Here is an 11,851-nt window from a genome sequence, read left to right on the forward strand (position 1 = left end):
AGCGATGAAAGCACCTTTTGTTTGCTGGGGTTTGATTAATTTAATGCTGACAGGTGGGATGCTCCTTTGGTGTACCTCTGTGAGTGCCCAGCTAACTCCCGATGGCACCCTCAATACTACTGTCTCCCAAAGCGGTAATAACTTCACCATTACTAATGGTAGTGCCGCCAACAGTAACTTATTTCACAGTTTCCAGCAGTTTTCGGTTCCCACTGGCGGTTCGGCTACTTTTGATTTAGTAAACACGCCCAACATTTCTACCATCTTCAGCCGTGTTACTGGCGGTAATATCTCTAGTATTGATGGCTTGATTCAGAAGATTAACGGCAACAATCCCGTCAGTCTGTTCTTGATCAACCCTAGTGGGATAATCTTTAGAGCCAATGCCCAACTAAACATTGGGGGTTCATTTATTGGCAGCACTGCCAACAGTATTAAATTTGCCGATGGTGCTGAGTTTAGTGTAATTAATTCTGAATCTGCCCCGTTGTTGAGTATCAATGTTCCCATTGGGTTGCAACTGGGTAACAATCCCGCATCAATCACTGTTCAAGGTACAGGACATACCTTGAGGAATGTCAGTGGACTGGCTCTGGTTCCCCCGATTCAGACTCCCAGTTCTACAAAACTGCGGGTAGAGCCGGGAAACACCCTAGCTTTAGTGGGTGGCGACATACATCTAAATGGGGCAAACTTAATCGCTGAAAGAGGACGAGTTGAATTGGGTAGTGTAAGCGGTACAGCATTGGTAAATCTGATACCAACCGCACAGGGCTATACACTGGGATATGGGAATGTACAAAGCTTTGGCGATATTCAACTGGCACAGCGATCGCTATTAGATATCAGCGGCGTGAATGCAGGTTCGGTTCAAATTCAGGGTAGGCAAATTCAATTCACCGATGGCTCTCTGGTACTGGCGCAAAATTTTGGCAATCTCCCCGGTGGTGACATTCGTCTTCAGGCTACAGAGTCAATTAATATGATTGCTAAAACAGCTGATGGCACAATTCGGAGCGGAGTGCGTAGTGATGCTTTGGGTATGGGAGCTAGTGGGAATATCAGCGTTCTTACTCCCAACTTCACTATCAAATCGGGAGCGGGTTTGAATAGCACAACTCTTGGAGCAGCTCCCAGTGGCAATATTTACATTGATGCAACCACCATTGAACTGTCTGGCTTTTCACCCAATAATCCTGCTGATGTCACCACGGTAAACACTACTACACTAGGCACTGGGAATGCTGGCGATGTTTTCGTCAATGGTAATAGTCTACTAGTATCAAGCGGTGCCTCACTATCTTCGGCTACCTTTGGCAGTGGTTTTAGCGGGAAAGTGACGATTCGTAACACCAACACTACCGTGATGGGAGAAAGTCCCTCTGGACTTTACAGCAACATTAGCTCAACTACATTTGCAACCGGAAGTGCCAAAACCTTGACCCTAGATACTGCGAAATTGCAAATTTTGGATGGAGGAGCAGTTGCCACTACCGCATTTTTTGCAGGGAATGGAGGAGATTTGAGGATCAATGCTACTGAAGCGATCATCATCAGTGGTCAAGGTCGGGCAACTAATAGCAGCATTAACGCCTCTACCATCCGACCCGATCCTTTATTGCGGAAACGATTTGGTCTACCAAATATATTAACAGCGAATGCCGGCACTGTGAGCATTACCACACCGAACTTAACGCTGATGGATGGCGGGACAGTCAGTGTCACCAGTCAAGGTAGTGGAAATGGTGGCAATATTAATATTAGTGCAGCCAGCATCCAATTAAAGAATCAAGGGTTTATTCAAGCACAAACAGAATCCGGTAATGGTGGCAATATTAAATTGTCCACCAAAAACCTGTTGCTTCTGCAAGACAATAGCCAGATAACCTCAACAGCTGGCGGTTCAGGGAATGGAGGTAATATAAACATCAATGCACCCATCATCGTCGGCTTCAAAAACAGCGACATTATTGCCAATGCAGTCCGAGGCAGAGGTGGTAATATTCAAGTCACCACTCAAGGCATCTTTGGGCTGAAGTTTGGCAACCAACTCACTCCTGATAGTGATATTACTGCCAGTTCCCAATTTGGGGTAAGTGGCACGGTTCAAGTTAATACTATCGGTATCGATCCAAATTCTGGTTTAGTCGAATTGCCTGCAAATGTCACCGATCCATCTCAGCAAATTGCTACAGGCTGCGCGGATAGTGAAGGCAGCCGCTTTGTGGCAACGGGACGAGGTGGTGTGCCGCAAAATCCCCTTCAGCAGGTAACGAGCGATCACACTTGGTCTGATATCCGCAATCTGACTGCATACCGCAAAACAGGCGAAGTGATAGCTCAAATACCCACAAAAGAGGTAGTTCTTGTCCAGGCTACAGGTTGGCGACGTAACACACAAGGAAAAATTGAGTTAATTGCAGATAAATCTCCTACTCAGGTGCAACAACCATTAACCTGTGCTGCTGTTCCTAAAAATTAATGATGTTATAAATAATGCCCTGAATGGGAACTCTAACTTTAAATCAGTAAAGTAAGTCTTTTGGTGATGAGAGTCCTACCCTTCAGTGCTGAGATTTCAGACACAGATGCTGGCTCTGAAGAAATGCGTGCTTTGTATTACACCTTATTTAATCCATGCTCCTAAGATTTTTTCGCAATGTTTCCATGTAAATGTAAAACACTGGAGTTAGATAGAGAGTCAATATCTGAGAAAACAGCAATCCACCAACGATCGCAATCCCCAAAGGACGACGCGCTTCTGAACCGACTCCTGTCCCCAGAGCAATGGGAAGTGTGCCAATTAAAGCTGCCATTGTCGTCATCATAATCGGGCGGAAGCGAATCAAGCAAGCGGCATAGATAGCATCAAAGGAATTTTTCCCTTCCTTTCTTTGCGCTTCAATAGCAAAATCCACCAGCATAATCCCATTTTTCTTGACGATGCCTACTAACAAGATAATGCCGATGAAAGAGTAAAGATTTAAATCTACCTGAAAAATCAGTAGCGTCAGTAATGCGCCAAAACCCGCCGAAGGTAAACCGGAAAGAATGGTAATCGGGTGAATGAAATCCTCATAGAGGATACCAAGAATTAGATAGATTACTAAAATAGACACCAACAACAGCACGCCTAAATCGTTGAAAGACTGTTGAAAAGTTTGGGCTGAACCCTGAAAGCTGGTGGTAATTGTTGAGGGTAGTACCTCACTGGCTGCTTGCTTGATAGCATCTGTAGCCTGACTTAGAGACGTTCCTGGGAGGGTATCAAAAGAGATAGTTGCAGAGGGGAGTTGAGCAACGTGAGTAACTGTGAGCGGGCCGACATTTTGAGTGATATTAGCGATCGCACTCAGAGGAACAAGTTTCCCAGTACTCGATTGCACATAGAGCATCGATAGGGCAGTGGGATCTCGTTGAAACTCCGGTTTCACTTCTAAAATTACATAAAATTGGTCATTTGGAGTATAAATAGTTGAAACCTGGCTAGAACCATAAGCAGCACTGAGAGTTTGTTCAACTTGTTGGGCGCTAATGCCAAGGATTGCAGCTTTGTTATGGTCAAATTTGACTTGGATTTGGGGAGTGCTGAGTTGTAAATCGGTGTCAACGTTCTGGAGTCCTGGTAGGGTTTTGACTTTATCTACAAGTTTAGGAATGTATTGGCGCAAGTCTTGCAGATTTAAACTCTGCAATGTGAACTGATAAGTAGAATTAGTTTGTTGTCCACCGATGGGAATAGCTGGTGGAGAACGAAGGAATGTCTTAACCCCAACTACACGTCTCAACTTGGGGGTTAACTCTTGAATGATTTGGTCAGCATTCAGTTTACGTTGAGAACGTGGCTTGAGCCGAATTGTAATTCGCCCAGAGTTGACTGATGCATTCGGCCCACTTGCACCCACAATCGAGTCAACTGCTTCAATGTTAGGGTCTTGACGAATGATGTCAACAACCTTTTGCTGGTGACGACGCATATCATCAAAAGAAATATCTTGCGCTGCTTTCGTATTCCCCATAAGTTGTCCGGTGTCTTCGGTGGGAATAAAGCCTTTAGGGACAATGACGAACAAATAGACAGTCATTACCAGCAAAATGCCAGAACCAATGAGTGTCATCAGGCGGTATTTTAAGATCGGCTTGAGCGTCCAATCATATCCTTGCAGTAGTAAATCAAATGCTCGTTCTGAGACTCGATACACCAAATTTGGTCTTCGTTGATGGGATGAACGCAAAAAGCGACTGCACAACATTGGGGTGAGACTGAGGGAAACAAAACCCGAAACCAAAATTGCCACAGCGATCGTCACGGCGAATTCATGAAATAATTTACCGATTATTCCACTCATAAACATGATGGGAATGAACACCGCCACCAGGGAGAGGGTCATTGACAAAATGGTGAAACTGATTTCCCTCGATCCTTTCAATGCAGCATTTAGGGGAGATTCGCCCATTTCCCGATAACGGACGATATTTTCCAACACCACGATCGCATCATCCACCACAAAGCCCACAGAAAGGGTCAATGCCATGAGGGAGAGATTGTCTAGGGAGAAGCCCGACAGATACATCGCCGCAAAAGTACCAATGATCGCTACAGGTAGGGCTAAACTGGGTATCAGCGTCGCAGTTATATCACGCAAGAATAAGAAAATTACCAATACAACTAGACAAACCGAGAGAAGCAAGGTAAATTTTACATCACTGACAGAGGCTCGAATTGTTTGGGAGCGATTGTACATAATTCCCATCTCAATGGATTTGGGAACTTGTTCGCGGAGTGTAGGTAAAAGTTTCTGGATGGCATCAACAATATTTACAGTATTAGCACCAGGCTGTGGCTGTACAGCAAGAACAACTGAATGGCAGTTTGTCACCTTCTGATCGCTATACAAATTTGAGACTTTGACGTTTTGTTCGCTATCAATCACCTGCCCCAAATCCTGAAGTCGCACAGGCGCACCATTTTTGTAGGTTACAATCAACTGGCGATAGCTGGCAGCGTCGGTAAGTTGACCGTTCGCCTGAATTGTATAACTTTTATAAGTGCCAGACAGACTACCTGTTGGTAAATTGACATTTCCTTGTTGGATGGCAGTTTTTACCTGATTTAGACCAATTCCCCTTGATGCCAACTCTCGCGGGTCAACCTGAACCCGGACTGCATATTGCTGTTGACCAAAAACCTGTACCTGAGCAACACCATCAATCATCGAGATTGGCTGACCAACTGTTACCTCTGCATATTCATCTACTGTCGAGATTGGCTGTGTCTCAGAATACATATAGAGGAAGAGAACTGGTGAGACAGAGGGGTTGACTTTGCGGTAAGTGGGCGGGTGAGGCATTCCGGCGGGTAGTTGTCCGGCGGCGGCGGAGATGGCTGCCTGCACATCTTTGGCGGCATCTTCAACTCTGCGGCTAAAGTCAAATTGTAGGGAAATGTTGGTGCTGCCAGTTGAACTGGTGGAATTGAATGAATTTAATCCGGCAATTTCGGTAAACTGTCTTTCTAGGGGTGCGGCGACCGAAGATGCCATTGTTTCTGGGGTGGCACCTGGGAGACTAGCAGAGACAGAAATAAAAGGATATTCAACGTTGGGTAAGGCACTGATGGGTAATAGTACATAACTCATCAGACCAAAGATGAGGATACCAATCATCACCAAGGTGGTCATGACTGGACGACGGATGAAGGGTTCTGAAAGGTTCATGGGTTTTGTTATCCCAGAAATGTGGTAGCGATGCGATCGCTAAATAGCAATACGTTTGGATTAAGGCTTAACTATTTACGAACCGCAGAGGCGCAGAGGACACTGAGAGAAGAAAGAAATACTTAACTGAATGTTGGACTTTAACACAGAAGATAGGAAAAAACGGCTTTAATATCTGGTTTCAACACATAAAACTCTCTTGATTCTCCTCTCTGTGTCCTCTGCGTCTCTGCGGTTCGTCTAAAAAGTTGAATATCACGATCGCCCACCTGTAAATGAGAACACCCCCCGGAACTTAACTTCATTAAGCTTCTTCCGCCACGATTCCATATAGATATAGAACACGGGTGTTAAATACAAAGTCAATATCTGAGAAAATACCAGTCCGCCCACAACTGCAATTCCTAGAGGACGGCGGGATTCGGAACCAGCCCCAAATCCGATCGCAATCGGCAAAGTTCCCATTAATGCTGCCATCGTCGTCATCATAATTGGACGGAAGCGCACCAAACAGGCTTGATAAATCGCCTCAGACGGTTTTTTCCCTTCTTCTCGCTGGGCAACAATTGCAAAGTCCACCATCATGATCCCGTTTTTCTTCACAATGCCCACTAAGAGAATGATGCCTATGAAGGAGTAAACATTGAGTTCGACATGAAATAATATCAGCGTTAACAATGCCCCAAAACCTGCTGACGGCAAACCGGAAAGAATCGTAATCGGGTGAATGAAATCTTCGTAGAGAACACCCAGAATCAGATAAATTACGAGGATGGCGATCGCTAACAATAAACCCAAACTCGGCAGTGAACTTTGAAATACCTGACTTGCACCCTGAAAGCTGGTGCTAATGCTGGCAGGAATTACCCGATCAATCAGGTTTTGAATCTCTTCGTTGGCATTTCCTAAGGACACACCGGGGGCGAGGTTAAAGGAAATGGTGGCGGCGTTCATCCGACCGTTATGATTGACCATTAACGGGCCGACTCCCTGAGATAGTTTGGCGAATGTCTTCAGAGGAACTGCCACTCCAGTGCTGGAGTTAACATACAATGTCAAAAGAGCGTTGATATCCTCCTGATACTGTGGTGCTAATTCCAAAATTACCTGATACTCATTGGTCGCTGCATAGATGGTTGACACTTGATAGGAACCGTAGGCACTTCTGAGGGTATTTTCGATTTGCTCGACCGTGATGCCATAAGTTGAGGCTTTATCGCGGTCAATGTCAATTTGAATCTGGGAAGCAAATTGTAAATCACTGTTGACATCCTGGAGTTCTGTCATCTCCTTCATCTTGGTAACAAGTTGGGGAACATACTCCTGTAAGGGTTTGACATCAGAACTCTGAAGTGCAACTTGATAAAGTCCTGTACTTTGTTGAGCGCCAATGGGAATCGCTGGCGGATTTTGTAAGAATACTTGGATGCCTGGAACAGTGGCAAGTTTGGTTCGTAAATTTTGCACGATTTCATCGGCCCCTTGTTGGCGCTGCGATCGCGGTTTTAACCGAATAAACAAACTTCCAGAATTGGCTGCAACTGCTGCCCCACCTCCACTAGCACTGGCTCCCGCCCCGATATTGGAGTTGACTGCATCTACATTTGGGTCTTGGCGAATCAGGTTAGCAACTGTCTGCTGATGTTGGACAAGATTATCGAAGGACGCATCCTCGGCTGCTTGGGTAATACCTGTAATTTGTCCTGTATCTTCGCTAGGAATAAAGCCTTTGGGAACTACCATCAACAGCCCAACTGTCACCGCCAAGAGAAAGACAGATAAAATCATCGTGGTGCGATGATATTTTAAGACTTTTTTCAGACTCCAATCGTACAAACCGAGGAAGCGATCGAAGACATATTCAGAAGCTTGATATAACCGACTTTGATTAGCATGATTTACAGGACGCAGAAAACGGCTGCACAACATGGGAGTCAAAGTCAAAGACACAAAACCAGAGACGAGAATTGCAACTGCGATCGTCACAGCAAATTCATGAAATAATCGCCCTAGTACTTCACTCATGAACAACATGGGGATGAAGACTGCAACCAAAGAAAGGGTCATCGACAGAATTGTAAAACCAATTTCTCTCGACCCATTCAACGCCGCTTCTAGGGGAGGTTCCCCCATTTCGATATGACGGACGATATTTTCTAGCATGACGATCGCATCATCCACTACGAAACCCACCGAAAGGGTCAACGCCATCAGTGACAGATTATCTAGTGAGTAATGCAGCAAATACATCACCGCAAAAGTACCAATCAGCGAAACGGGTAATGCCAAACTAGGAATCACCGTCGCCGAGAGGTTCCGCAAAAAGATGAAAATTACTAAAATAACTAGAGCGATCGTCAAAATTAAGGTAAATCTGACATCATCTACTGAATCTCGAATTGATTGAGACGCATCATAGAGAACTCCAATTTCCACGGATGCCGGAATCTGCTCTCGTAACTTTGGCAGCAAATTCTTAATCGTGTCTACGACTTGTACCGTATTGGTTCCGGGCTGTCTTTGAATGGTGAGAATAATGGCGCGGGTATTGTTGTACCAGCTTGCTACTTTGTCATTTTCTACACTGTCAATAATCCTACCCAGTTGATTAAGATAGATGGGCGTTCCTTCTTTATAAGACACAATCAGTTGGCGATAAGCAGCTGCATCCTCAAGTTGCCCGTTAGTCTGGACTGTAAAATTCTTATGATTACCCGAAAGACTGCCAGTAGGTAAATTGACGTTACCCTGTTGAATCGCTGTTGCCACCTGATCTAACCCAATTTGCCGCGCAGCCAATTGCTGGGGATCGAGTTGAATTCGAGCCGCATACTTTTGGGAACCGTAGACAGCTACCTGTGCCACCCCATTGATTGTAGATAGCTTTTGCGCCAAATAAGTCTCGGCATAGTTATCTACCTGTGAAAGCGGCAGAGTGGGAGAATCAAGATAAAGGTAAAGAATTGGTTGATCTGCGGGGTTAACCTTGCTGTAGGTGGGAGGATTGGGTAAATCCGTCGCAATTTGCCCCGATGCTCCTGATATGGCTGCTTCTACATCCTGCGCTGCATCATCAATGTTGCGACTCAAGTTGAATTGTAGTGTAATTTGAGTCTGTCCCAGAGTGCTAGTTGAATTGAGCGAATCGAGTCCAGCAATGCTGGAAAATTGCTTCTCTAAGGGACGGGCAACCGATGCTGCCATTGTTTCGGGGCTAGCTCCCGGTCGGGAGGCGCTTACCTGAATTGTGGGATAATCCACACTGGGTAAATCGCTGATTGGCAGCAAGCGATAACTCATGAAACCGAAGATCAAAATCGCCGTCATCACCAGAGTCGTCATGATCGGGCGACGGATAAATGGTTCTGAGAGGTTCATGATTCACCCCCTTGCTCCCTGCCCCCTGCCCCTCTTCCTCTTCTAGACTTCGAGGAATTTCCATTTGAGTCATTGCCGCCTGTTTTAATGCGGATTTTGCTCCCCGAAACAAGATTCGCTTGACCATCGGTGACAATTTTATCGCCTGGTTGCGGCCCTTTCTCAACCACGTCTAGTCCATTAATGGTGCTGCTAATTGTAACTGGGACATTTTGCACCGTCATGTCTGGCTTAACTACAAAGACAAACTGGCCATCCGGGCCATTCTGCACGGCTTGAGAAGGTACAACCGTTGCATTGGGTTCTTCCGTAAGCGTTAGCGTTGTGTTCACAAATTGACCGGGAAACAAGTGTCCCTGAGTGTTATCAAAGTCGCCAATCAGTTGAATTGTCCCTGTGGTGTTATCAACCGTATTATTGACAAATGTCAAAACACCTGGTGCGGGATGAGCTTGATCGTTGGGGAATGTCACATCTACCTTCAGCTTGCCATTCTGCATATACTTTTGTACCTGGGGCAGATTTGTTTCGGGAATGGAAAAAGCAACTTGAATCGGGCGAATTTGGGTCAGGGTAACAAGTGGAGTCGTGCTGTTAGCTTGTACCACGTTGCCCAAAGTCACCAAAATATTGCCAGCGCGGCCATCAATCGGCGCATAAATTTTGGCGTAAGATAATTGCACTTTGGTATTGTCTAATGCTCCCTGGTCGGAACGGACAACGGCTTGAGCATTAGCGATCGCAGCTTGATCGCCTTTGACAACTGCGCCAGCATTAGTCAGCGCCACGCGATCGCTTTTCAAAACTGCTTCAGCATTAGCGATCGCTTCTCGATCTGCTTGCAGAGTTGCTGTAGCCGATTTGCTGTTAGAAACGTATTGCTGTGCTTGATCTAAACTAATCGCGCCCTTTTTGTACAATGCACTATAGCGATCGCTCTGTCCCTGAGCAAATTCTGCTTGGGCTTGATCCTTGGCCAAATTAGCTTGGGCTTGTCGCACCAAGGCTTGGTCTTTTATTAAAGTGGCTCTCGCTTGGTCTACCTGACCCAAGTCTCTGGCTAATGCATCTCTGGCTTGCTGTACCGAAGCTTGGTCTTTGGCAACAGTTCCTTGAGCTTGCTGGATTGCAGCAGTTTGCGATCGGTCATCTAGGGTAAACAAAAGTTGTCCCTTTTTCACATCTTGACCTTTCTTAAAATAAACCCCAATAATCCGTCCGCTAGCTTCGGGCGTAATCGATACCGTAGAACCCGATTGCACATTACCGATCGCCTGCAATTGCACTGGAACCGTTTTTTGTGTCACCATTGCCACAGTTACAGGTGTCACTTGCTGTTTATTACGTCCAGATTTTTCAGTTTTGTCTGACTTGGCTGCACTTGTATGGATACCAAAAAAAACCAACCCAGTCAGCAACAGCACGCCCAAAATTACCCAACTAATCTTTTTCTTTTTTGGCGATCGCGGTAACTTCGGCTCTATACTGTTCTCGTTTTCAGTCAAACTTTCATTAGCAATTTCATGGTTCATCAGAACCTCCACTGGATTTTAGTTTATTAAAAACATAATTCAGGAGTCAGAAGCCAGAATTCAGTATGATAGGACTTACGTAAAATATCTCTCAAACTCCCATTTCTCCGTGTCCTCTGCGCCTCTGCGGTAGCCTGCGGCAAGCCACTTCTCTACGAGACGCTACGCGAACGTGTCTACGTTATTTCGTAATAATTTATTCTGAATTCTTAATTCTGCCTTCTGAATTCTTTTTCAATACTTAACTTAACTGCTGCTGTAAAAGTTTGAGAGCTTGTTTTTCTATCTGCCGCACTCGTTCTCGACTAATACCCAGACGCTGACCAATCTGTTGTAGAGAAAGTTCTTCTCCACCTGCCAACCCAAAGTGCAAATTTAATATTTCTTGTTGTTGGCGAGACAAATTTGATAATAAACTTTTAACCTCCTGATTGAGAGATTCTTCTGTGATATAGCTACTAGAAGAATATCTATAATCTTCTATTAAGTCTTGTAATCTTAAATCTTTTTCTGAGCTAACTCGAATATCGAGAGAGATAGTTTGAGTAGCCAAAAGCAGAAATTCTCGAATCTGACTAGGTTTTAAAGAAAGTGCATTAGCAATTTCCGCACTGGTGGGAATACGACCCAGTGTTTGAGATAACTCTCGCTGAACACGCTTAATTTTGTTTAATTTTTCATTGATGTGAATGGGTAATCGAATCGCCCGTCCTTGCTGGGCGATCGCTCTGGTAATTCCTTGACGAATCCACCAGTAAGCGTAGGTTGAAAACCTGTATCCTAGAGCCGGATTGAATTTCTCAACCCCTCTTTCTAAACCTAATGTACCTTCTTGAATTAAGTCCATCAGTTCTAAGTTACGTCTCTGATATTGCTTGGCAATTGATACCACCAGGCGGAGATTAGCCGTGATCATTTTCTGCTTGGCTTTTTTCCCTTGATTTAGCTGCTGAAGTAGTTCCTGTTCGCTTAACTGTATCTGGCTAGCCCATTCTGACAGCGTGGGTGTACGCTTTAATTCAACAGCCAGTTTTTCTGATTCAGCAAGTATTGTCATCATCTGCTGAATTTCTTGGGCAAAAATAATTTCTTGCTCCTGGGTTAACAGAGGTATCCTGCCAATTTCTTTCAGATAAGCACGGATTGTATCAGTTGTAGCTTTATTTGTGTTACTAGCTTTAGTATCTGAGAATGTTAAGTTACTCATAGTGAGTTAGTCTCTGC

5 protein-coding genes are annotated in these 11,851 nt (G+C 44.9%); 1 reads left to right on the forward strand and 4 read right to left on the reverse strand.

Annotation, left to right across the window (positions count from 1 at the left end; genetic code table 11):
* Positions 1-4 precede the first annotated feature (4 nt).
* Positions 5-2,482, forward strand: a complete 2,478-nt coding sequence (locus tag FD724_RS04225; RefSeq protein ID WP_179071688.1) for an S-layer family protein — start codon at positions 5-7, stop codon at positions 2,480-2,482.
* 148 nt (positions 2,483-2,630) lie between these two features.
* Here the strand turns inward: FD724_RS04225 and FD724_RS04230 are convergent, their stop codons facing one another.
* From FD724_RS04230 to FD724_RS04245, 4 genes are all read right to left on the reverse strand, one after another.
* Positions 2,631-5,717, reverse strand: coding sequence for an efflux RND transporter permease subunit (locus FD724_RS04230; protein ID WP_179071689.1), 3,087 nt, complete (start codon positions 5,715-5,717; stop codon positions 2,631-2,633).
* A gap of 255 nt (positions 5,718-5,972) precedes the next feature.
* Entirely contained in the window at positions 5,973-9,095 is a 3,123-nt protein-coding gene (locus FD724_RS04235; RefSeq protein WP_179071690.1) for an efflux RND transporter permease subunit, read from the reverse strand.
* Positions 9,092-10,627 carry an efflux RND transporter periplasmic adaptor subunit gene (locus FD724_RS04240; RefSeq protein ID WP_179071691.1) on the reverse strand — a complete coding sequence of 512 codons (1,536 nt, stop codon included), beginning with the start codon at positions 10,625-10,627 and terminating at the stop codon, positions 9,092-9,094. The genes FD724_RS04235 and FD724_RS04240 overlap by 4 nt, the downstream gene beginning before the upstream one ends.
* Before the next feature lie 241 nt (positions 10,628-10,868).
* Entirely contained in the window at positions 10,869-11,834 is a 966-nt protein-coding gene (locus FD724_RS04245) for an RNA polymerase sigma factor, RpoD/SigA family (RefSeq protein WP_179071692.1), read from the reverse strand.
* Between the last annotated feature and the right edge of the window lie 17 nt (positions 11,835-11,851).

Source organism: Nostoc sp. C057 (genome assembly GCF_013393925.1).
Lineage (GTDB): Bacteria > Cyanobacteriota > Cyanobacteriia > Cyanobacteriales > Nostocaceae > Nostoc > Nostoc muscorum_A.